This is a genomic window from Flavobacterium panici (assembly GCF_903819335.1).
Lineage (GTDB): Bacteria > Bacteroidota > Bacteroidia > Flavobacteriales > Flavobacteriaceae > Flavobacterium > Flavobacterium panici.
Map to the genome: position 1 here is coordinate 54,810 of NZ_CAIJDE010000027.1, position 22,190 is coordinate 76,999.

The 22,190-nt window shown below is 32.7% G+C and carries 20 protein-coding genes; 14 read left to right on the forward strand and 6 right to left on the reverse strand.

Annotation, left to right across the window (positions count from 1 at the left end; genetic code table 11):
* Positions 1 to 29: 29 nt before the first annotated feature.
* Together FLAPXU55_RS02540 and FLAPXU55_RS02545 are read right to left on the reverse strand one after the other, a co-directional pair.
* Positions 30 to 2,531, reverse strand: coding sequence for a DUF5686 and carboxypeptidase-like regulatory domain-containing protein (locus tag FLAPXU55_RS02540; protein ID WP_180856435.1), 2,502 nt, complete (start codon positions 2,529 to 2,531; stop codon positions 30 to 32).
* 69 nt (positions 2,532 to 2,600) lie between these two features.
* Entirely contained in the window at positions 2,601 to 3,578 is a 978-nt protein-coding gene (locus tag FLAPXU55_RS02545) for a pyruvate dehydrogenase complex E1 component subunit beta (RefSeq protein WP_053470073.1), read from the reverse strand.
* Positions 3,579 to 4,081: 503 nt separating this feature from the next.
* Between FLAPXU55_RS02545 and FLAPXU55_RS02550 the strand changes: the two genes are divergently transcribed.
* The 4 genes from FLAPXU55_RS02550 (at position 4,082) to FLAPXU55_RS02565 (ending at position 7,706) form a co-directional block, all read left to right on the forward strand.
* The gene (locus tag FLAPXU55_RS02550; protein ID WP_180856436.1) at positions 4,082 to 4,828 is read left to right on the forward strand and encodes an electron transfer flavoprotein subunit beta/FixA family protein; all 747 of its coding nucleotides are present in this window, start codon (positions 4,082 to 4,084) and stop codon (positions 4,826 to 4,828) included.
* A 152-nt stretch (positions 4,829 to 4,980) separates the two neighbouring features.
* A complete protein-coding gene (locus tag FLAPXU55_RS02555) occupies positions 4,981 to 5,949 on the forward strand; it encodes an electron transfer flavoprotein subunit alpha/FixB family protein (protein ID WP_180856437.1) in 969 nt (322 codons plus the stop codon).
* A 162-nt stretch (positions 5,950 to 6,111) separates the two neighbouring features.
* Positions 6,112 to 6,735, forward strand: a complete 624-nt coding sequence (locus FLAPXU55_RS02560) for a bifunctional nuclease family protein (protein ID WP_053470070.1) — start codon at positions 6,112 to 6,114, stop codon at positions 6,733 to 6,735.
* Positions 6,736 to 6,854: 119 nt separating this feature from the next.
* Positions 6,855 to 7,706, forward strand: coding sequence for a thymidylate synthase (locus FLAPXU55_RS02565; RefSeq protein ID WP_180856438.1), 852 nt, complete (start codon positions 6,855 to 6,857; stop codon positions 7,704 to 7,706).
* Positions 7,707 to 7,745: 39 nt separating this feature from the next.
* Here the strand turns inward: FLAPXU55_RS02565 and FLAPXU55_RS02570 are convergent, their stop codons facing one another.
* Positions 7,746 to 8,042, reverse strand: coding sequence for an isoamylase early set domain-containing protein (locus FLAPXU55_RS02570; protein WP_056207766.1), 297 nt, complete (start codon positions 8,040 to 8,042; stop codon positions 7,746 to 7,748).
* Positions 8,043 to 8,282: 240 nt separating this feature from the next.
* Here FLAPXU55_RS02570 and FLAPXU55_RS02575 point away from each other — a divergent pair, with 240 nt between their 5' ends.
* The 4 genes from FLAPXU55_RS02575 to porT all read left to right on the forward strand — a co-directional run bounded on the left by FLAPXU55_RS02575 (position 8,283) and on the right by porT (position 11,156).
* On the forward strand, positions 8,283 to 8,627 hold the full coding sequence (locus FLAPXU55_RS02575; protein ID WP_053470067.1) for a 2TM domain-containing protein: 345 nt from the start codon (positions 8,283 to 8,285) through the stop codon (positions 8,625 to 8,627).
* Between the two features lie 12 nt (positions 8,628 to 8,639).
* Entirely contained in the window at positions 8,640 to 9,122 is a 483-nt protein-coding gene (locus FLAPXU55_RS02580) for a dihydrofolate reductase (RefSeq protein WP_053470066.1), read from the forward strand.
* A 578-nt stretch (positions 9,123 to 9,700) separates the two neighbouring features.
* On the forward strand, positions 9,701 to 10,432 hold the full coding sequence (gene ubiE / locus FLAPXU55_RS02585; protein ID WP_073483378.1) for a bifunctional demethylmenaquinone methyltransferase/2-methoxy-6-polyprenyl-1,4-benzoquinol methylase UbiE: 732 nt from the start codon (positions 9,701 to 9,703) through the stop codon (positions 10,430 to 10,432).
* Between the two features lies 1 nt (position 10,433).
* Positions 10,434 to 11,156, forward strand: coding sequence for a type IX secretion/gliding motility protein PorT/SprT (gene porT / locus FLAPXU55_RS02590; protein ID WP_180856439.1), 723 nt, complete (start codon positions 10,434 to 10,436; stop codon positions 11,154 to 11,156).
* Between the two features lie 9 nt (positions 11,157 to 11,165).
* Here porT and FLAPXU55_RS02595 read toward each other — a convergent pair whose 3' ends face one another.
* A complete protein-coding gene (locus FLAPXU55_RS02595) occupies positions 11,166 to 11,894 on the reverse strand; it encodes a TrmH family RNA methyltransferase (protein ID WP_180856440.1) in 729 nt (242 codons plus the stop codon).
* 38 nt (positions 11,895 to 11,932) lie between these two features.
* On the opposite strand from FLAPXU55_RS02595, the gene tamL reads away from it, so the two are divergent.
* The 5 genes from tamL (at position 11,933) to FLAPXU55_RS02620 (ending at position 18,079) form a co-directional block, all read left to right on the forward strand.
* The gene (gene tamL / locus FLAPXU55_RS02600; protein ID WP_180856441.1) at positions 11,933 to 14,506 is read left to right on the forward strand and encodes a translocation and assembly module lipoprotein TamL; all 2,574 of its coding nucleotides are present in this window, start codon (positions 11,933 to 11,935) and stop codon (positions 14,504 to 14,506) included.
* 60 nt (positions 14,507 to 14,566) lie between these two features.
* Complete coding sequence (gene fbaA / locus FLAPXU55_RS02605; protein ID WP_035645669.1) at positions 14,567 to 15,634, forward strand: class II fructose-bisphosphate aldolase; 1,068 nt, start codon at positions 14,567 to 14,569, stop codon at positions 15,632 to 15,634.
* Positions 15,635 to 15,745: 111 nt separating this feature from the next.
* Complete coding sequence (gene accD / locus FLAPXU55_RS02610) at positions 15,746 to 16,600, forward strand: acetyl-CoA carboxylase, carboxyltransferase subunit beta (protein ID WP_026728501.1); 855 nt, start codon at positions 15,746 to 15,748, stop codon at positions 16,598 to 16,600.
* 375 nt (positions 16,601 to 16,975) lie between these two features.
* Complete coding sequence (locus tag FLAPXU55_RS02615; protein WP_180856442.1) at positions 16,976 to 17,377, forward strand: helix-turn-helix transcriptional regulator; 402 nt, start codon at positions 16,976 to 16,978, stop codon at positions 17,375 to 17,377.
* A gap of 90 nt (positions 17,378 to 17,467) precedes the next feature.
* Complete coding sequence (locus FLAPXU55_RS02620; RefSeq protein ID WP_180856443.1) at positions 17,468 to 18,079, forward strand: hypothetical protein; 612 nt, start codon at positions 17,468 to 17,470, stop codon at positions 18,077 to 18,079.
* Positions 18,080 to 18,232: 153 nt separating this feature from the next.
* Here the strand turns inward: FLAPXU55_RS02620 and FLAPXU55_RS02625 are convergent, their stop codons facing one another.
* Both FLAPXU55_RS02625 and FLAPXU55_RS02630 read right to left on the reverse strand, forming a co-directional pair.
* The gene (locus FLAPXU55_RS02625; protein WP_180856444.1) at positions 18,233 to 19,117 is read right to left on the reverse strand and encodes a cupin-like domain-containing protein; all 885 of its coding nucleotides are present in this window, start codon (positions 19,115 to 19,117) and stop codon (positions 18,233 to 18,235) included.
* Positions 19,118 to 19,203: 86 nt separating this feature from the next.
* Positions 19,204 to 20,451 (reverse strand): ABC transporter permease, encoded by a 1,248-nt coding sequence (locus tag FLAPXU55_RS02630; protein ID WP_180856445.1) that lies wholly within the window; start codon positions 20,449 to 20,451, stop codon positions 19,204 to 19,206.
* Between the two features lie 165 nt (positions 20,452 to 20,616).
* On the opposite strand from FLAPXU55_RS02630, the gene purH reads away from it, so the two are divergent.
* Positions 20,617 to 22,143 carry a bifunctional phosphoribosylaminoimidazolecarboxamide formyltransferase/IMP cyclohydrolase gene (purH, locus tag FLAPXU55_RS02635; RefSeq protein WP_180856446.1) on the forward strand — a complete coding sequence of 509 codons (1,527 nt, stop codon included), beginning with the start codon at positions 20,617 to 20,619 and terminating at the stop codon, positions 22,141 to 22,143.
* Positions 22,144 to 22,190: the final 47 nt, after the last annotated feature.

Below are 22,190 nucleotides of genomic sequence, written 5' to 3' on the forward strand. Positions count from 1 at the left end.
ATTATGAAAGCGAAGAATCTAAATGATGGTTAGAAATAAAATCCGAAAGATCCTTTTATAGCAAATTTATGGGCATCAGGCATATCTAAATAATTTCCTCTCCATGAAAAATCAAGACGGAAAACTTTGAAGATATTTCCTATTCCTGCATTATATTCCCAATATACATTTTCTGGTGCATTATAAGGAAGTCCAGAAGCATTTATTTCACGATTTGCTTTAGAAATTGTTCCATGAACTGCTCTTACTCCTATAAATTCTCTCCAGTTCAGTTTTCGCATAAATGGAACTCTAGCGAATAATCTTCCTCCAAAATCATGATTCCATTGTAATGTTGTATACTGATCGGTAACGAATTCATAGAAATTCAAGTTACTAAACGTATTTTCAATGGTAAAATAAGTCTGGTTACCCGGAATTACGCTCATTAATCCTAAAGGAATTGTTCCGAATGTTTTTCCTGTTTCTATAATAATGTTAGATCTTCCTAAAGGTCCAATAATAATTGGCTGTTTATAGAATACCTGTATTTTTTCGTAGGCAAAATCACTGTCAAAAACTCCTTTTAAACCATAACTAAAGTTAACAAAGAAATGACTAAACGGACTGTCTACTAAATCTCTTTCTACTCCGTAACCAATAGTTTTACGGTTTGGCATATATTCAAACTGAATATTGGCTTCTGATTGTTTTACATCACTTTTTACAACTCCCATAGGGTCTGCTGCGGTTGGTAATGTCGTATAATAATCTAAACTAAATGTTTTTGATGCCGATTCTAATGTTCGATAAGAAAACCCTGCCTGAACAACAAAATTCTTTTTCGGTTCCATTTCTACCGAAATGTTACTCAAATTAATGTTGGTCAATTTTCCGTTGCTTCCGGTTGTAAACAAAGCAGAAGAGGCAAAACTTCGACCTAGAATATCATTTGTTGTGGTTAAACTGGCTCCAATTTGTTCGATATCACGCCTGTTTCCTCCAGAAATAATAACACGTTTTTTCTTGTCGACCATCCATTTTCCAGAAACTCCGTATTTGAATTTACTGTCATCAAATCCGTAAGCTGTATAAGCTTGTATACGCCAAGGATCGTTCGGTCCGAAATAAGTTCTACCTCCTACTCTTAGCCTCAAACCTTCGACTTCATTATATCCAAATGTAGAGAAAATAGGCCCGTAATCGAAGTTTTTAAATTCGACGTAACCACTTCCCAAAATGGAGACGAGATTATACAATTGCTTAAATCGCTTGACCGTTTGCAAAGTATCAAGCATTTTATAAATCCCTGCTTCGTCTTTATTTAATTTCTCAAAACGATTTTCTTCCCAAAATTCCGGCGGTCGGTCGTAGACCGCATTGTCAATGAAATTGACTTCTTCTTTATAGAATTTTTCCGGTTTTTGAATATTGAATTTATGGTTTCGAAATAAAGTTGTTCGTTTTCCATAAACTCCCTTTGATTTTTCTTTTTTATTCAAAGCAAAATCAGACATCATATAATCGCGGGTCAATAGAAAAACAGAATCGTTATCTACTTCGAATTCCTGTTCGATATAAATATCTTTTACCCAGTTAATATTGGCACTTTTAGTAACGCCCATATTAATTTTCTTGATCGCAAAAGTGGTATCGTTTACCCAAAAATCTCCTTTAAAAGTCAATTCGTTTTTACGCCTCGGATAAAAAACAATATTAAAACACCATTTTTTATCAATAAAAGCACTGTCTTTCAATACATAATTGTAAACATCAATTCCGGTTCTTGAAAGCGGACTTGTAAAACTTTTGTCAAAAAATTTAAGGTGATTATCGTAAATATTATAATCTGAATAAAGGTCTTTTACGAAAGCTAAAATCTGCTGGTTTCCGTTGAAACCAGACATTTTATTTCCTGTAATATTCTCTTTTACTTTCTTTAATTTATTATCTCCGTAAACGTCATAAACAGATTCGTTGATAAAAATAGGTAGATACGTTTTTCCGGTAACATCTGAAGTATCAACGTGATTAAACACAAACTCCATTCCTTTAAAGAGTTTGTTTTTCATGAAAGCACTATCAATCGTGTTCATATCGAACTCGACTTTTTCGTACTTCTGCATTTGATATTGATTGAATTGGTAAAGTCCGTTTTTACGTTTTCTTTCCCATATTTTTCTCAAAATATCAAGTGCCGGATTGTTCTTTTTTGATGTTTTTCCGGTATAAATTACCACTTCATTTAATGCCTGAGGTTCGCTCAAAACAATTTTAAAATCGTAATTGACTGCTTTTTCTAAAGGAACTTCCCTATCTGAAAATCCGGCAGAACTAACCAATAAAGCGGTATAAGTATTTGGAGATTCGAGATAAAAACGGCCATCTTCGTTAGAAACGATTCCGGTGTTTGAACCTTTAAAAACAACATTTGCAAAAGGTATCGGCTGATTAGACTTGTCCAAAACAATTCCACTCACTTTCGTTTGTGCAGTAGCAATAGCCGCAAATGCGAATACAAAAAATAGGCTGAGTAAAATTATTCTTTTCATTGTCTGGGCAAAAAAAAACTTCATCAATTAACATGAATGATGAAGTTTTATGAGTATTCTAAATGTGTACTATTTGTATAACACTTTTTTAACTGCTTTTACTACATCACCTGCATTTGGCAACCAGTCTTTTAATAATACTGGAGAGTAAGGCGCAGGAGTATCTGCAGTTGTAATACGTTGAATTGGCGCATCAAGGAAATCAAAAGCTTGCTCCTGAACGATATAAGTGATCTCAGAAGAAATACTTGCAAATGGCCAGGCTTCTTCAAGAATTACTAAACGGTTTGTTTTTTTAACAGATTTAAGAATAGCATCTTTATCCATAGGACGAACTGTTCTTAAGTCGATAATCTCACAAGAAATTCCTTCTTTAGCTAATTCATCAGCAGCGATAAAAGCTTCTTTGATGATTTTTCCAAAAGAAACGATCGTTACATCTTTTCCTTCACGTTTAACATCAGCAACTCCTAATGGAATTGTGTATTCTCCGTCTGGCACTTCTCCTTTATCGCCATACATTTGCTCAGATTCCATAAAAATTACAGGATCATTATCACGAATTGCAGATTTTAAAAGTCCTTTTGCATCATAAGGAGTTGAAGGCACAACAACTTTAAGACCCGGAGTGTTTGCAAACCAGTTCTCTAAAGCTTGTGAGTGAGTTGCTCCTAATTGCCCTGCCGAAGCAGTTGGTCCGCGGAAAACGATTGGCACATTAAATTGTCCACCAGTCATTTGACGCATTTTAGCAGCATTATTTATAATTTGATCAATACCAACTAAACAGAAGTTGAAAGTCATATATTCTACAATCGGTCTGTTACCATTCATTGCAGAACCTACTGCAATTCCTGTAAAACCAAGCTCAGCAATAGGAGTATCAATTACTCTTTTTTCACCAAACTCAGCAAGCATTCCTTTTGAAGCTTTGTATGCTCCGTTGTATTCTGCAACTTCTTCGCCCATTAAATATATGGATTCATCGTGACGCATTTCTTCGCTCATCGCTTCACAAATGGCCTCTCTAAATTGTATTGTTCTCATATTTTATATTGTATGTTGAATTTTCTGAAGAGCAAAAATAAATATTTTAAATAACTTAAAAGCATAAATTGAATTTAAAATCGCATGAAGTTCTTTCTCTCTTTAGCTTTTAACTTTTTAAAGATTATTGTGATATTAACGAAATCGATATAATAGACGTGTAGCTCACACTTAATCTGCCAAATCCATTTTTTTGACAAACTTTAATCTATTTGTTTAATTCCTGTTTCTCCGAAATTCTTTCATAAGAACGGTGAAATTCAAAAATTAGTATTTATCGACCTAAACTTTAACCATTGTTTAATCTTCAAAAATTGCAAAATTCCTAACAATCAGGTAAAATGAATGCTTTTTCATTTTAAGATTCCGATGAAAACCACTTCAAAACACATAATCTTCGAAATCGTAATAGTTTTAAAAAATATTATGCATGCATAGTATAATTATTCCAAATTAAATTCTAAATTTGTAAAAGCATATTACAAATTCAAAATATATACTTTATGAAAATATTAGTTTGCATCAGCCATGTGCCTGATACTACTTCAAAAATTAACTTCTCCAATGGTGATTCAGAATTTGATACCAATGGTGTACAATATGTAATTAATCCTAATGATGAGTTTGGACTTACACGCGCGATCTGGTTTCAAGAGCAGCAAGGTGCAAATGTAACAGTTGTAAACGTTGGAGGTCCTGATACTGAACCTACATTGCGTAAAGCATTGGCAATTGGTGCAAACGAAGCAATTCGTGTAAACGCAAACCCAACTGACGGATTTTTTGTTGCAAAACAATTAGCTGAAGTAATTAAAAATGGCGGATACGATCTTGTAATTGCAGGAAAAGAATCTCTTGATTATAATGGTGGAATGGTTCCTGGAATGATTGCAGGAATTTTAGGTTCTAACTTCTTAAATTCTTGTACCTCTTTAACTGTTGATGGAAACAATGTAAAAGCTGTTCGTGAAATCGACGGTGGAAAAGAAACTGTAAGCACTACGCTTCCTTTAATTATTGGTGGTCAAAAAGGTCTTGTTGAAGAAAAAGATTTACGTATCCCAAACATGAGAGGAATCATGACAGCAAGAACTAAAGCTTTAACTATTCTTGAGCCAGTTGATGCTCCTGTAAATACAAAAGCGGTGAAATTTGAAAAACCAGCTCCAAAATCAGCAGTGAAATTAGTTTCTGCAGATAATTTAGATGAGTTAGTTAATTTATTACACAACGAGGCTAAGGTGATTTAAGATTGTAGAGTTTAGATTTTAGATTGCTGATTGAACACAGCTCTAACATCTTTCCCTCATTCAAATCCAAAATCATTAATCTGAAATAAGAATCATTTTTAGATTTCAATTTTCAAAAATCTGAAATCTAAAATCTAAAATCTAAAATTATTATGTCAATATTAATATATGCAGAATCTGCAGAAGGAAAATTTAAAAAAGTAGCTTTCGAATTAGCTTCTTACGCAAAAAAAGTAGCTGAATCTTTAGGTACAACTGTTACAGCTTTAACTGTAAACATTAGCGACGTAAGCGAATTGTCTAAATACGGAGTTGATAAAGTTCTAAAAGTAAACAACGATAAATTAGCTGGTTTTACTGCTAAGGCTTACGCCGATGTAATTAAACAAGCTGCTGAAAAAGAAGGAACAAAAGTAGTTTTACTTTCTTCTACTACAGACAGTATTTACCTTTCATCATTAGTTGCAGTGGCTTTAAATGCTGGTTTTGCTTCAAATGTTGTTGGATTACCAATTAGCACTTCACCTTTTCAGGTAAAAAGAAATGCTTTTTCAAACAAAGCTTTCAACATCACAGAGATTTCTACAGATGTAAAAGTTCTTGGTTTAGCTAAAAACTCTTACGGAATTTTCGAAAGTGCAGGATCTGCATCTGAAGAAGATTTTAACCCAACAATTGGAGACAATGACTTTGGAGTAAAAGTAGAATCTGTAGAAAAAGTAACTGGAAAAGTTTCTATCGCTGATGCTGATATCGTGGTTTCTGGCGGACGTGGATTGAAAGGTCCAGAAAACTGGGGATTAATTGAAGATCTTGCTGCTGTTTTAGGCGCTGCAACTGCGTGTTCTAAACCAGTTTCAGATTTAGGATGGAGACCTCACAGCGAGCACGTTGGGCAAACAGGAAAACCAGTTGCAACGAACTTATATATTGCAATAGGAATTTCTGGAGCTATTCAGCATATTGCGGGTATTAACTCTTCAAAAGTAAAAGTAGTAATCAATAATGACCCTGAAGCTCCTTTCTTTAAAGTTGCTGATTATGGTATTGTTGGCGATGCTTTTGAAATTGTTCCGAAATTAACAGAGAAATTAAAAGCTTTTAAAGCACAACATTCTTAATTCAAAATTCTCTTCAAAAATATAGCTGCCTAAAAACAAGATATTGTATCTTTGTTTATAGGCAGCTTTTTTGTTCCATATTTTTTGATTAAAATTGCACTTTTATTTTTCAATCAAAAAATCATAAAAATGAGGCGGTAAGTGCCTTTTTTACAAACATATATGAGTCTAGTTAAATTATCTATAAAAGGAATTTCATACAGTCAAACTCAAAATGGCGCTTATGCCTTAATTTTGAATGAAGTTGATGGTGAAAGAAAATTACCTATCGTTATTGGTGCTTTTGAAGCCCAATCGATCGCTATTGCCTTAGAAAAAGAAATAAAACCACCACGTCCGTTAACACACGATTTATTTAAAAACTTTGCTGAAAGATTTGACATTGTTGTAAAGCAAGTTATCATTCACAAATTAGTTGACGGTGTTTTTTACTCGAGTTTAATCTGCGAAAGAGATAAAATCGAAGAAATTATCGATGCCAGAACTTCTGATGCAATTGCTTTGGCTTTGCGTTTCAACGCTCCAATTTTTACTTATAAAAACATCTTGGACAAAGCCGGAATTTATCTAAAATCGAATACTTCAGATTCTGATCAGGGTTCACAGGAAATTGACGATGTTCTTTCTAATCCTGAAACTTTTGGTCACGAAGAAGAAACAAATCAATCTGGAGACGTTTACGCAAAACACAGTTTACAAGAATTAAACGAACTTTTAGATCAGGCGGTTTCTCAGGAAGATTACGAAAAAGCAGCAAAAATCAGAGACGAAATCTCGAAACGTTAGGCATTAGGCTACAAGCTTTAAGCAATAAGCCTGGAATATTGAGCAAAAAGAGATTAAAGATCAAACTGTAAGCGGCAGGCAAAAGCTCAAAGCCTACAGCATAAAGCAACAATGAAACAATGAAACAATACTTAGATTTAGTAAAGCACGTTTTAGAAAACGGCAATCAAAAAGGAGACCGTACCGGAACCGGAACAAAAAGTGTTTTTGGTTACCAAATGCGTTTTGATTTAAGTGAAGGTTTCCCAATGGTTACGACCAAAAAATTACATTTAAAATCGATTATTTACGAATTGCTTTGGTTTTTAAAAGGCGATACAAACATAAAATATCTTCAGGAAAACGGAGTAAAAATCTGGGATGAATGGGCTGATTCTAATGGTGATTTAGGACCTGTTTACGGACATCAATGGAGAAACTGGAACAGTGAAGAAATCGATCAGATTTCTGAATTAATTACAGAATTAAAAACAAATCCAAACAGCCGAAGAATGCTGGTTTCTGCATGGAACCCTTCAGTTTTGCCGGATACTAAAAAATCATTTGAAGAAAATGTCGCCAATAACAAAGCGGCTTTGCCTCCTTGTCATGCATTTTTTCAATTTTATGTTGCTGCGCCGGATTTAGAAAAAGGAGAAACGAAAGGAAAATTATCCTGCCAATTGTATCAGCGTAGTGCCGATATCTTTTTGGGAGTTCCTTTTAACATTGCTTCTTATGCATTATTCACCATGATGATTGCACAGGTTTGCGATTTAGAGTCAGGTGAATTTATTCACACTTTTGGTGATGCACACATTTACAATAATCATTTTGAGCAATTAGAACTGCAATTAACCCGTGAACCAAAACCATTACCAAAAATGATTTTAAATCCGGAGATTAAAAACATTTTTGATTTTGATTTTAATGATTTTACACTTGTAGATTATGATCCGCATCCTGCAATAAAAGGAAGTGTTGCTGTATAATTATAAAAAAATCCGCTGAAAATTTTCAAGCGGATTTTTTTATACCACTAAAACACCATTTTCACTTCCGGCGTAATCATTCCATTTGTAAAAATCCGCTTCAGGATCATTCACATAAGTACCGTCGATTACGTATTTAAATTCGTAAATCGCGTCTTTAACCAGATCATAAGTAGCTTTAAAAGTTCCGTTTTTCAACTTGCTTAACGTTCCTTCTTCTACATTCCAGTTATTAAAATCTCCAACTACTGCTGCCGAATCAGCATCTTTGGCATCTATTGAAAATGTAACTTTAACAACTGGCTTCGTTTTAATAAATTGTTTCTTCAAAGACATAACTATTTAGTTTTTAGATTTCTACAATAAAATTACATAAATTCACCTGAACATTCGACAGCACTGTAATCGATTTATGATTATGACAAAAACAGTATATTATTTTAATTAGATATGTAATTTAATGTACGATATTTTTCACATTTCTAATTCACGGCAGATTTTGCAGGAAATATTCTGGGGTCAAAATATGTAGTTTTTTGAAAATAAATTTTAACTTTATAATCTCATTTTTATCTTATGGAAAAAGAAGCGCACGAACAATATGAGTATGCCAGAAGGCGATTAAGACAAAAAAAAATCTTATATTTTCATTTTGTTCTTTTCCTGCTGGGAAGTTTATTTTTATTTATTGCTAATAAATTTTTTGGTTTTGGTGAAGGAACAACTCAAAACTGGTGTATTTGGGGTATTACTATCTGGCTCTTTATCTTTATTTTACATTTTATAAAAGTCTATATAACAGATCGTTTTATGAATAAAAAATGGGAAAGAGAGCAAATTGACCGACTTGTTGCTTTACAGCAAAAGAGAATCAGCCAATTAGAATCGAAAATAAACGAAGACACCGAGAATAAAATTTAGTTAAAACACAACATGATTATAATGATAGCGGCTGTTGCCGAAAATAATGCCCTGGGTAAAAACAATGATTTAGTCTGGCATTTACCTAATGATTTTAAAAGATTTAAATCACTGACAACTAATCACCATATTATTATGGGAAGAAAAACTTTTGAAAGTTTCCCTAAGCCTTTACCAAACCGCACACATATTGTTATAACCCGCCAAACAGATTATAATCCCGAAGGATGCATTGTTGTAGACAGCATTGAAAAAGCCATAGCATTGTGCCCTGAAGAGGAAGATTCGTATATCATTGGCGGTGGAGAAATCTACAATTTGGCTTTACCTTTTACGGATATAATTGAAATTACTAAAGTACACCATACTTTTGATGCCGATACTTTTTTTCCTAAAATCAGTAAGAGTGAATGGCAGTTAGTAGAATCTGAAGAAAATTTTAAAGATGAAAAACATCTTTATGATTATACTTATGAAACTTACATTCGAAAATAAATAAAAAAACACCCTCTTTTGGAGGATGTTTTTTAAAAATGATTGACTTTTAGTCTTGACTTGCTCAAGAAATAGTTTTTGTAAAAAATCTCAAATGGAAAAAAGACATTTGAAATAAATGAATAACATTTAATGTTAATTGAGAACAAGTCTCAAAAGCGCCTTTAATAACAAATACCACTAAGATATTAAAGGCAAGAAAATTAAAATTTCCAAAAACAAATTTAATCCTAAGAACGTACTTCGCACTTTTTAAAATAGTATTCCCCCAAGAACAACACTTTAAAAACTACCACTTGAACAAATGACTGCCAGTGCAAAAAAAGCGGCCATCTGATTAAGTCAATGTGAAACTATCAATCATTAAAATTTCATCATTTTTACTTTGACAAAGTTGGGTATAAAATCAGCCGGACACAATACCCACTTTTGGTGATTTTTTAAAAATACCCACTTTTGGTGATGCTTGAGCAAGTCCGAAAAAATGATTTAATGCATCCTCAAAAACATTTAATTGACAATTTAAAAAACTCAATTACAGTTAAACTAGATTGTTTATATTTGCGTAAATTATAATAATGTCTGAGAAAATAACTCCATATAAAGACTCTTCTTTAGGTAAGAAAGAGCAGGTTGCCCAAATGTTTGACAACATCTCTGGGAACTACGACAATTTGAACCGCGTAATTTCATTTGGTATTGATACTAAATGGAGAAAAAAAGTATTGAAAATAGTTTCTGACTCTAAACCAAATGTTATCCTTGATATCGCTACCGGAACTGGTGATCTGGCTATTTTAATGGCAAAAACTAATGCAGAAAAAATCATTGGTCTTGACATTTCTGCCGGAATGCTTGAAGTTGGAAAAAAGAAAGTCGAAGAAAAAAAGCTTTCTAATGTTATAGATTTAGTTTTAGGCGATTCTGAAAATATTCCTTTTGAGGATAATTATTTTGATGCGATTACGGTAGGTTTTGGCGTACGTAATTTTGAACATTTAGAAAAAGGTTTTGCCGAAATTTTACGCGTTTTAAAACCAAACGGCGTTTTTGTAATTCTGGAAACTTCTGTTCCGGATAAAACTCCTTACAAACAAGGATATAAATTTTACAGCAAAAATATACTTCCACTTATTGGAAAATTGTTTTCAAAAGACAATTCAGCTTACGGTTATTTATCTGAATCTGCTGCGGCTTTTCCTTATGGCGAAGCATTAAACAATATTTTAAGAAAAACTGGGTTTATAGATGTTGTAGCAATGCCGCAAACTTTTGGTGTAGCAACCATTTATTCAGCATCTAAAAAATAGTATGAAAAAAATTGTAATCGTATTTTTATTAGTCTTAACGACAAAAGGATATTCTCAATTTGCTAAAAGTATGTTTAGTAAAGATCCTATTATTAACCTTGAAAACTGGCAGAAACAACGTGTCTATTTCGGTTATTATTTAGGCTTTAATAGTTTTGATTTTAAATTTGATTACAAAGATGTAGTTCAAAAAGACATTCAGGTAAAAAAAACAACTGGTTTTAATGTGGGCGTTGTTGCCGATTTAAGACTGCAGGAATATATCAATTTGCGTTTTGAACCAGGTTTATACTATACGAAAAGAGATTTATATTTTCCCGGAGTTGGAAACTTAGAAAAAGATTATTTACGGGAAGTGAATAGTACTTACATTCACTTTCCGTTATTGTTAAAATTTTCATCTTTAAGAACCGGAAACATTCGTCCTTATTTAGTAGGCGGAATGTCAACGACTTTAAATCTATCAAGCAACTCAAGTTCTATCGATGATAACTTTGAAGGTAAATTCAGGGTTAAACAGTGGACAGCGGCTTACGAATTAGGTTTTGGAATTGATTTCTTTACAGAATATTTTATCTTCTCTCCTTCTATTAGAGGTATGTTTGGTATTACTGACGAGTTAATTCGTGATAATGTAACTCCAGAACATCCGGTAAGTCCGTATACGGATAATATAGATTCAATGAAATCGAGAGCTATTTTAATAAATTTCACATTTCATTAAAACAAAATCTTAACTATTTCGTTTAAATTCACTTAAAATAATTGCTGTTGCTGTAGCTACATTTAAACTTTCGGTTTTTTGCAGCTCTCCAAATCTTGGAATTGTAAGTCGGCTGGTCACTATTTTTTCAATTTCTGCCGAAATACCATTGGCTTCATTACCCATAATAATGATTCCGTTTTGTGGTAAATCAGATTGATAAATATTGTTACCATCCATAAAAGTTCCAAAAACAGGAAGTTTTGTCTGGCTTATAAAAGTTTTTAGATCAACATAATTTACGTTTACCCTGGCAATTGATCCCATTGTGGCCTGAACTACTTTTGGATTATAAATATCGACTGTTTCTTTTGAACAGACAATTTGTTTGATTCCAAACCAGTCGCAAAGACGCATTATTGTCCCTAAATTTCCGGGATCACGAATATCGTCTAACGCCAGAATTAAACCAGAATTTATGATTTGATTTTCTACAGGCATTTTAAAAACTGCCAAACAAGAATTTGGAGTTGTTAAAGCACTTATTTTTTTCAGTTCTTGTTCATTAATAAGAGTTCGTTTTGCAGTTTGAACTTCTTCAAAATCATTTAACGTGGTGTATAAATGCTCTAATTCAAAATTGGATTGCAACAATTCCTGAATTACCTTTACTCCTTCGGCAAAAAACAATTGATTTGCAAAACGCTGTTTTTTTTGATGCAGGCCTGATATAAGCTTTATTTGGTTTTTACTAACCATAAAATAAATGTACTTTTGAATTAAATATTAAAAAACACTTGAAAAATAATTCCACAAAAATAACAGCATTTATTCTAATAGCAATACTTATTTGCGCTTGTAATGCTGTAAAAAGAGTTCCGGATGGAAAAAATCTTCTCGTAAAAAATAATATTGTTGTAAACGGTAAAAATACAAACGATGAAAACGCGTCTAATCAATTGTACCAAAAACCAAACGGTACTTTATTAGGATACAAACTTCGTTTAAACTTATACAATCTGGCAAACTTAAATCCGGATTCGACTTATCAGGCAAAATTCAAAAATAATCCCGGATTATACGAACGTCAGGCAAAACTATTATCGGCCAAACAAGTTGACAGACTTGGTCAGTCTTTTTTATACAAAGGAATTCACGAATTTTTAAAAAATACTGGAGAACCGCCTGTAATTATTGATACAGCCAGAACTAAAAAATCTTTACAGCGTTTAAAATTTTACTATTTCAACAACGGTTATTTTAATGTGTCAACAGATTATACAATCGATAGTATTGCCCGAAAAAAAGCGCACATAAATTACATTATTACCACAGGACCGGGTTATATTTTAGATACAATTAGAACAAAAATCCTTACTCCTGCACTCGATTCCTTATATAAAACAAATACTGAACCTTCATTTTTAAAATCAGGAAATCAATATAAAACTACTGATTTTGAGGAAGAAAAAAACCGTATTACAACTTATTACAGAAATCACGGTGCTTACTTTTTTCAGCCAACCTATGTAACTTTTGATATTGATACAATTGGCAAAAAAAACAAAGCAGATGTAACTTTAATAATCAACAACAACAATATTCAGGAAAGAGATTCAAGCAGAACAGAGCCTTTTAAACTATACAAAATCAGCGATGTAAACATTTATACTGATTACTCTCCTGCCAACTCAAAAAGCAAAATTAACGACAGCACAACGTACAACAACTTTAATTTATACAGTTATAAAAAACTAAAGTATAAACCTCGTGCCATAACAGATGCAATCTTTATTAATAAAGGAAGTACTTATTCTGACACAAGAACAACGCTTTCTTCCAGATATTTGAACAATCTTAAAATTTTCAATTATCCTTCTATACAATATGAAGTAGACAAACGCGATTCGACTGCTCAGTCTTTAATTGCAAATGTGTATTTAACGCCGAGGAAAAAATACAGTTTTGGAGCAACTCTGGACGTGACACACTCTAATATTCAGGATTTTGGTATTGGAGCCAGTATTTCTCAAACTATTCGAAATGTATTCAACAGAGCTGAAACATTAGAAATTTCGGCAAGAGCTAATATTGGTTCTTCAAAAGACATGGCAAATCCGAATAATAACTTTTTCAATGTTTCGGAATACGGACTTGACTTAAAACTTAATTTCCCAAGGATTTTACTGCCTTTTGGAACAGAGAAAATTATTCCGAAGAGGATGATTCCTTACACTTCGATTACATCGGGTTTTTCGAAACAGCAAAACATTGGTTTAGATAAGGAAAATTTTACCGGAGGAATCTCGTATAACTGGTCGCCTAAAAGATACAATACTGCTAAACTGGAGTTATTAAACGCTCAATATGTTCGAAATTTAAATCCGAACAATTACTTTAATGTTTATACTTCATCTTATGATGAATTAAATGGTATTGGTAAGGATTATAATACTGTTCCTACCAACTGGGGAGAAGAAGCAGAGCAACAAGCTCAAAAAAATCTAACGATCCCAACCGGAACTACAAATTTTACAAATGAGGTATTAACAGGTCAAACTGCATTAAAACCTGGAGACCCTCAATATAAAGATGTAGAAAGTATTGAAGAAAGAAGAGTTCGTTTGACCGAAAATGATTTTATTCTTGCCACAAGTTATACATTTACGAAAACAACAAAAAAAGATCTTGCCGATAATACTTTTTATCAGTTTAAAACCAAAATAGAATCTGCAGGAACCTTATTATCTGCCATTTCAAGCATTGCAAAATTGGAAAAAAATGCAAATGGAAATTATTCGATTTTTAATTTAGAATATTCTGAATACTTAAAAACCGAATTTGATTATATCAAACACTGGGATTTCGGGAAAGAAAAAGTTTTGGCGGTTCGAAGCTTCTTTGGAATCGCTGTTCCTTTTGGAAATTCAAATTATATTCCGTTCTCACGAAGTTATTATTCAGGAGGATCAAATGATAATCGTGCATGGCAGCCCTACTCTCTTGGTCCCGGAAGTACAAATGCTTTAAACGATTTTAACGAGGCCAATATGAAAATTGCCTTAAGCGCTGAATTTCGTTTTAAAATTTTCGGAGATGTTAAAGGAGCACTCTTTGCAGACGCCGGAAATATCTGGAATGTGTTCGATAATGTGATTGACGACAAGGCAAGATTTAACAACTTAAACGATTTAGATGAAATTGCTTTAGGTTCAGGATTTGGTTTACGATACGATTTAAGCTTTTTTGTTATTCGTTTAGATTTAGGCTTCAAGACCTATAATCCGGCGCATGACGAGGGCGACAGATGGTTTAAAGAATACAATTTTGGGCACTCGGTTTTAAATTTTGGAATAAATTATCCTTTCTAATGCTAATTAATTCTTATTTTTGCAACCTAAAAACTAAAAACAACTATAAAAAAAATTACAATGGCACACAACATTAAACCAGGAGTAGCTACAGGAGATCAGGTTCAGGAGATTTTTAATTATGCAAAAGAAAAAGGTTTTGCTTTACCAGCAGTTAACGTAACTGGGTCAAGCACAATCAATGGAGTTCTTGAAACTGCAGCAAAACTAAATGCGCCAGTTATCATTCAATTTTCAAACGGAGGAGCACAATTTAACGCTGGAAAAGGTTTATCTAACGCAGGTGAAAAAGCAGCTATCGCTGGTGGTATCGCCGGAGCAAAACATATTCACACATTGGCAGAGGCTTACGGAGCAACTGTAATTTTACATACTGACCACTGTGCAAAAAAATTATTACCTTGGATTGATGGTTTATTAGATGCTTCTGAAAAACATTTTGCAGAAACAGGAAAACCATTATTTAGTTCTCACATGATCGATTTGTCTGAGGAGCCAATCGAAGAGAACATTGAAATCTGTAAAGAATATTTGGCTAGAATGAGCAAAATGGGAATGACATTAGAAATCGAACTTGGTATTACAGGTGGTGAAGAAGATGGTGTTGACAACTCTGATGTAGACAGCTCAAAATTATACACTCAGCCAGAAGAAGTAGCTTATGCTTACGAAGAATTATCTAAAGTAAGTCCTAAATTTACAATTGCTGCTGCTTTTGGAAACGTTCACGGTGTTTACAAACCAGGAAACGTAAAATTAACTCCAAAAATCTTAAAAAATTCTCAGGATTTCGTTCAAAACAAATTCAACACAGGACACAATCCAGTTGATTTCGTTTTCCACGGAGGTTCAGGTTCTACACTTGAAGAAATCAGAGAAGGAATTAGCTACGGAGTTATCAAAATGAACATTGATACAGATTTACAGTTTGCATACACTGAAGGAATCCGTGATTATATGGTTAAAAATCTTGACTATTTAAAATCACAAATTGGTAACCCAGAAGGTGCTGATGCTCCAAACAAAAAATATTACGATCCAAGAAGATGGGTTCGTGAAAGCGAAGTGACATTCAACGCAAGACTTGAACAAGCTTTTGCAGATTTAAATAACGTAAATACGCTTTAAATTTTAGATTTTTGAATTTAGATTTCAGATTTCTAATGAAGCCTGAAATTTAAATTTTGAATTCAGATTGAAAAATCTAAAATTTAAAATCTACATTCTAAAATTAAAAAAATGGCTTGGTTTAAAAGACAGGAAAAAGGGATTACGACCGCGACAGAAGATAAGATGGACGTTCCGAAAGGATTGTGGTACAAATCTCCAACAGGAAAAATTATTGATGCAGACGAGTTAGCAAGAAACTTATTCGTAAGCCCTGAAGATGATTTTCACGTTCGAATTGGAAGCGCAACCTATTTTGAAATTTTATTCGACAACAACGAATTTGTTGAGTTAGATAAAAACATGACATCAAAAGATCCTCTGCATTTTGTGGATACAAAAAAATATGCAGAAAGATTGAAAGATGTAATGGAAAAAACTCATCTTAAAGACGCTGTACGTACGGGAGTAGGAAAATCTAAAGGAAGAGAACTTGTAATTTGCTGTATGGATTTTGCCTTTATTGGTGGATCTATGGGAGCTGTTGTAGGTGAAAAAATTGCAAGAGGCATTGATCACGCAATCAAAAACAAACTGCCTTTTGTTATGATTTCTAAATCTGGTGGAGCTCGTATGATGGAAGCTGCTTATTCATTAATGCAATTAGCAAAAACTTCTGTAAAACTAGCTCAATTAGCAGAAGCTAAATTACCTTATATCTCTCTTTGTACAGACCCAACAACGGGTGGAACAACTGCATCTTACGCAATGTTAGGAGACATCAATATCTCTGAGCCGGGCGCTTTGATTGGTTTTGCTGGTCCTCGTGTTGTTCGTGATACTACAGGAAAAGATTTACCAGAAGGTTTTCAAACTGCTGAGTTTCTTTTAGAGCACGGTTTCCTAGACTTTATCACGCCTAGAAAAGAATTAAAAGATAAGATCAATTTATATATCGATTTGATTCAGAATAATGATATTAGATAGTTTTTAAACTATTTGAAAATAGAAAATCCCAAGAAATTGCTTCTTGGGATTTTTTTTTCTTTAAACCATATAAGTTATATAAGGACAGTTAAGGTTTCCTGCAAGGTTTTAAAAACCTTGTAGGTCTAGCTTAGAATTTTAATTAGGAAAAAATACAATACCTACAAGGTTTTAAAAACCTTGCAGGAAAACAAAAACTACACCTTTGACTTAAAAAAATACAATATTATTTAAACAATACATACTTGTCCGAAAAATTGTATTTTTGTTTTTAAGATGATAAATCGTTTTGTAACCAAAAATGTATCGCACTAAAACAGACTTGTTTTTTACCAAAATTAATTTTTATTAAAGCATTATAAATATCTTTGAACTATGAACACAGCAACAAAACCAAATCATATAGGACGAAAAATAAGCCGTATTCGTGAACTTAAAGATATGAAGCAGGAAGCTCTCGCTCAAGCTTTAGGAATATCACAACAAACTGTTTCTGCAATAGAAAACAGCGAAACTATAGAAGATACAAAACTTGCAGAAGTAGCAAAAGCACTTGGCGTTAGTGTTGAAGCAATAAAAAACTTTACCGAAGAAAATATGATTAATTATTTTAATAGTTTTTATGACAACAGCACCAGTACTGGAATAAATGGAATGTTCAATCCAACTCATTGCACATTCAATCCACTAGATAAAGTAATTGAACTTTATGAGCGTATGCTTCACGCTGAAAAAGAAAAAGTTGAGTACTTAGAAAAATTATTAAAAGATAAATAAGGTTTCCAAAAACCTATTGAATTCTACATAAAAAATCCCAAGAAACAATTTCTTGGGATTTTTTATATCTTTATTTGAAATCCTATCGGCATGACAAGAATTCTAATTGGTTTTATTTTATGTATTCTCTTTTTGAATTGTGAAAAGAAAAAAGAAAATAAGGATATAAAAAGTAAAGATTACATCATTTCGTATGAAGATAAAAAACTTCAAAATTACATCGATTCTTTAAAGAAAAACAGAAGCGATTTTGTTGCATTCCCGAGAAAAGGTTTTTACGGAGAACATCAATTGATTATTGATAAAAAGGGTAATCTTTATTTCTATCAAAAAGAATACATCATGATCACTTGCAGTTATGGTAGTGAAAATGATACTCTTCCACGTTTTTTAGGTTTAGAACCTAAAGACATTGTTAGAATCCCTCAAAAAAACTTAACTGATTTTCTTTCTGAAAACATATTGACTAAAGAAAAAAACAGACAAATTTTAATTATTGCTTCTCAAAAAGACACTATAAAAAACACTTCCTTTTTTGAGTTTTTAAACAAGAAAAATATCGGCACTTATATTATCCGAAGAACTACTCAAGAAGAAGATACTGTTTTAAAATATAAAAACAATGCCAACAAACATATTTACTATTATCCTGATTCAATCAAATGGGATCGAACTAAAATTAAACTTCCTAATAATAAATAAACATGTATCGTTCCTACGGAACTTCTAAATGCGGGATTTCATCTTCCAACGGAATAAATTCCGTTGCTACCGATATTTCGTTCCTACGGAACTTTTCTCAATGTGGGCTTTTTTAGTTTTATCTAGTCTAAAAATTATAATTCTGAAATTAGATTAGTTTTTTGGTTTGCCTTTTCTTAATTCCTTTTCCGCTATTTTAAAGGCTAATTTCTCACGCCATTTAGCATAACGTTCTCTAAAAACTATTTTTACTGCACTATCTACCGCTCCATGCATAAATAAACTCCAAACGCTGGCCATTTTCCGAGTAATGGATGAATCCCAAGCGCGAAGACTCAGCGAAAAAGAACCATCAATATAACGCATCCAGTGCCACATTCCGGTTGGCATAAATAAAGTATCTCCATGTTCGAGAAAAACTTCGTAACCTTCAACACCTTTTAGGGCAGGGAATTTTTCAAAATCGGGATTGGCAACATCATAATCTTCTAAAGCATAGGTGGTATTTGGAACGCAATAAAGTCGTTTTTTCCACCTGTTATCAAATAGTATAATATGTTTTCGGCCTCCAAAATGGGTATGAAAAAGATGCGGTAAATCGATATCATAGTGTAAAAATGTGATAGCCTCTGAGCCTCCAAAAAACATAGCGGGCATGCTTTCAATAAAACCACCCATTAAATCTTTGGGTATTTTCACATCATTAACTAATTCGGGTCTGTGTTTGAAAAGATTGAAGAAAAAAATACGCAGCTGTGTTGGCTCTCTTTTTATTAAATCGAGATAATCGCCAAATTTCATACTCGCAATCGAAGCATTAATTATTTTGGCTGGATCTGCTTTAGAATTGTCGACCAGTTTGACCTCAATATCTCCTGCAATTTGCTTAAAATAATCCGTCGACCATTTGTCTCTTGCAGGCCAGTCTTTTGTTAGTCCTTTTATAATTAAAGGTTTTCTTTTATCTAAATAGTTCTTTTTAAAATCACTCCTAGAAATTGATTCAACGGTATCAACATGTTTTAAAATAAAGCTCATTCGTTTAGTGATTTAAATTGTTTATTGACAAAAAAACCTAACTAATTCTAATCCTCAAAAATCGTATAGAAACAAAAAACAATATTTTACATCCCTGTTCGAATCGCTTCTACAGGATCTAAATTTGCAGCAGAAATTGCCGGAAGTATTCCCGAAATTAATCCAATAAGCGCAGCTAATCCTGTTCCTAAAAGAATATTTCCAATGCTTAAAACAAAATCAAAATCCAGGGCTTTTGTCAAAATAACAGCAATTCCCCAAACCATCAGTAAACCAATAATTCCGCCAATAACAGAAAGAATTATGGCTTCAAATAAAAACTGAAATAATATAAAACGATTCTTCGCCCCTAATGATTTTTGAATTCCAATTAAATTCGTTCTTTCTTTAACCGAAACGAACATAATATTAGCAATTCCGAAACCGCCTACTAAAAGAGAAAAACCACTAATAATCCATCCAACAACATTCATTTGACCTAAAATTCCGTCAATGAAATCAGTAAATCCCGAAAGTACATTTATAAAGAAGTTATCCATTTCTCCTGCTTTCATTCCGCGAATAGCTCTTAATTTTTGTGCAACTTCAGCTTTATACGCATCCATATCAACACCTTTTGTTGGTTTTAAAACAATAACCGGAGTCATCGCGTCGCTGTCACCATACATTCGGCGTAAAAAGTTTGCCGGCAAATAAACCGATGTATCATTACTGTCTCCAAAAAAACCGGCACCTTGTTTGGCCATTACACCAATAACAATAAAACGCTGTCCGTAAAGACGAATATTTTTTCCTATTGGATCCATATTTCCAAAAAGACCTTGGGCAATTTCGTATCCTAAAACAATAACTGCAGTTCCTGAATTTGATTCAGATTCATTGTAAAATCTTCCTTTATCAAAACTCAATCCGTCGATATCTACCATTTCAAATGAAGATGGAACTATATTGACATCAGCAACTGTTTTCGAATCGTACTTTAAAGTTTCATGATTTACAAAAAGCTGATAACCTACTTGATCTGTATTATTCATTGAATTTTTCAAGCCTACGTATTCATCATATTTTACATTTGGAAACTGTTCTCTCTTCCATTGCGGAATTTCAGAAGGCCCGAAGTTGAATTTCATTAAATAAATCGTATTTTTATCTAAGCTGCTCAAATCTTTGGTGATTTTTTTGTCTAATGAATCAACAGCAGCCAGAACGGCAATTATTGAAAATATACCAATTGTAACGCCTAACAATGATAATAAAGTACGCAGTTTATTATTTCGTAAAGCGTTTATTGCAAAGCTGAGACTTTCTTTTAACAATCTTAGATAAAGAAGCATATAATAGTATTTTTCAATAAAGTAAAATTCAATAATTTAAAAACAAAAACCTAATAAAAGTTAACTTACTCATCAGTAGATTTTTTTAAGAGAATGTTACATTAATTTCTTTTAAAATAATATATAAAAAAACTACTTTTGCAGTCTGAAAATCATAACTACACAATGAGCACAACTAAAAAAATACAATCAGCGTTAATATCTGTTTTTTCGAAAGATGGATTAGAACCAATCGTTAGAAAATTACACGAACAAAACGTAACACTTTACTCTACAGGAGGAACAGAAGATTTCATTAAAAACCTTGGTATTCCGGTAGTTCCAGTTGAAGATATTACTTCTTTTCCTGAAATTCTTGGCGGAAGAGTAAAAACTTTACATCCGAAAATTTTTGGCGGAATTTTAAATCGTCAGGATAATGAAAGTGATGTTCAGCAAATGAAAGAATTTGATATTCCTCAGATTGATTTAGTAATTGTTGATTTGTATCCTTTTGAAAAAACAGTTGCTTCTGGTGCAAGTGAACAAGATATTATTGAAAAAATTGATATTGGCGGAATTTCTTTAATCCGTGCCGGTGCAAAAAACTTTAAAGACACTGTAATTGTTGCTTCTGTTAACGAATACAGCCTACTTTTAGATTTGATTACGGAGCAAAATGGCGCTACAACTCTTGAAAACAGAAGATTGTTAGCTACTAAAGCGTTCCACGTTTCTTCTCACTATGATGGTGCTATTTTTAACTATTTCAATACAGATGAAACAATCTATAAAGAAAGTATTGATAACGGACAAGTTTTAAGATATGGTGAAAACCCACATCAAAAAGGATTTTTCTTTGGAGATTTTGATGCTATGTTCAAAAAAGTTCACGGAAAAGAGTTATCTTACAACAACTTATTAGATGTTGACGCTGCAGTTAATTTAATTGCTGAATTTAAAACTGACGGACCAACATTTGCTATTTTAAAACATAACAATGCTTGTGGTTTAGCTTCAAGAAAAACTATCAGCGAAGCTTATTTAGCAGCTTTGGCTTGTGATCCTACATCTGCTTTTGGAGGTGTTTTGATTTCAAACACTAAAATTGACCTAGCTACAGCGCAGGAAATCAACAAATTATTCTGCGAAGTTGTAATTGCTCCAAGTTATGATGACGAAGCAATTACTGTTTTACAAGAAAAGAAAAACAGAATTATTTTAGTTCAAAATGAAGTTGAATTACCATCTCGTCAAGTAAGAACTTGTCTTAATGGTTTGTTAATTCAGGACAGAAATAATATTACAGATAATAAAGAGCATTTAAAAACCGTTACAATAACAGAACCTACTGCTCAGGAGATCGAAGATTTGATCTTTGCATCAAAAATTTGCAAGAATACAAAATCAAATACCATTGTTTTTGCAAAAAACGGAACATTAATTTCATCTGGTACAGGTCAGACTTCAAGAGTTGATGCTTTAGTTCAAGCAGTTGACAAAGCAAAAGCTTTTGGATTTGATTTAACTGGAGCTTCAATGGCAAGTGATGCATTTTTCCCATTTCCGGATTGTGTAGAATTAGCTAAAAAAGCAGGAATAACCGCAGTAATTCAGCCGGGAGGTTCGATAAAAGATGAATTAAGCATAAATTATTGCAATGAAAATAATCTTGCAATGGTATTTACAGGAACACGTCATTTTAAACATTAATTTGTTTAACTTTGTTCGATAAATTATTTTATAACATTTTAAACCCC

Coding starts and splice junctions, on each gene's coding strand:
- FLAPXU55_RS02540 (WP_180856435.1), bottom strand. CDS start 2,531: ATGAAAAGAATAATTTTACTCAGCCTATTTTTTGTATTCGCATTTGCG.
- FLAPXU55_RS02545 (WP_053470073.1), bottom strand. CDS start 3,578: ATGAGAACAATACAATTTAGAGAGGCCATTTGTGAAGCGATGAGCGAA.
- FLAPXU55_RS02550 (WP_180856436.1), top strand. CDS start 4,082: ATGAAAATATTAGTTTGCATCAGCCATGTGCCTGATACTACTTCAAAA.
- FLAPXU55_RS02555 (WP_180856437.1), top strand. CDS start 4,981: ATGTCAATATTAATATATGCAGAATCTGCAGAAGGAAAATTTAAAAAA.
- FLAPXU55_RS02560 (WP_053470070.1), top strand. CDS start 6,112: ATGAGTCTAGTTAAATTATCTATAAAAGGAATTTCATACAGTCAAACT.
- FLAPXU55_RS02565 (WP_180856438.1), top strand. CDS start 6,855: ATGAAACAATACTTAGATTTAGTAAAGCACGTTTTAGAAAACGGCAAT.
- FLAPXU55_RS02570 (WP_056207766.1), bottom strand. CDS start 8,042: ATGTCTTTGAAGAAACAATTTATTAAAACGAAGCCAGTTGTTAAAGTT.
- FLAPXU55_RS02575 (WP_053470067.1), top strand. CDS start 8,283: ATGGAAAAAGAAGCGCACGAACAATATGAGTATGCCAGAAGGCGATTA.
- FLAPXU55_RS02580 (WP_053470066.1), top strand. CDS start 8,640: ATGATTATAATGATAGCGGCTGTTGCCGAAAATAATGCCCTGGGTAAA.
- ubiE (WP_073483378.1), top strand. CDS start 9,701: ATGTCTGAGAAAATAACTCCATATAAAGACTCTTCTTTAGGTAAGAAA.
- porT (WP_180856439.1), top strand. CDS start 10,434: ATGAAAAAAATTGTAATCGTATTTTTATTAGTCTTAACGACAAAAGGA.
- FLAPXU55_RS02595 (WP_180856440.1), bottom strand. CDS start 11,894: ATGGTTAGTAAAAACCAAATAAAGCTTATATCAGGCCTGCATCAAAAA.
- fbaA (WP_035645669.1), top strand. CDS start 14,567: ATGGCACACAACATTAAACCAGGAGTAGCTACAGGAGATCAGGTTCAG.
- accD (WP_026728501.1), top strand. CDS start 15,746: ATGGCTTGGTTTAAAAGACAGGAAAAAGGGATTACGACCGCGACAGAA.
- FLAPXU55_RS02615 (WP_180856442.1), top strand. CDS start 16,976: ATGAACACAGCAACAAAACCAAATCATATAGGACGAAAAATAAGCCGT.
- FLAPXU55_RS02620 (WP_180856443.1), top strand. CDS start 17,468: ATGACAAGAATTCTAATTGGTTTTATTTTATGTATTCTCTTTTTGAAT.
- FLAPXU55_RS02625 (WP_180856444.1), bottom strand. CDS start 19,117: ATGAGCTTTATTTTAAAACATGTTGATACCGTTGAATCAATTTCTAGG.
- FLAPXU55_RS02630 (WP_180856445.1), bottom strand. CDS start 20,451: ATGCTTCTTTATCTAAGATTGTTAAAAGAAAGTCTCAGCTTTGCAATA.
- purH (WP_180856446.1), top strand. CDS start 20,617: ATGAGCACAACTAAAAAAATACAATCAGCGTTAATATCTGTTTTTTCG.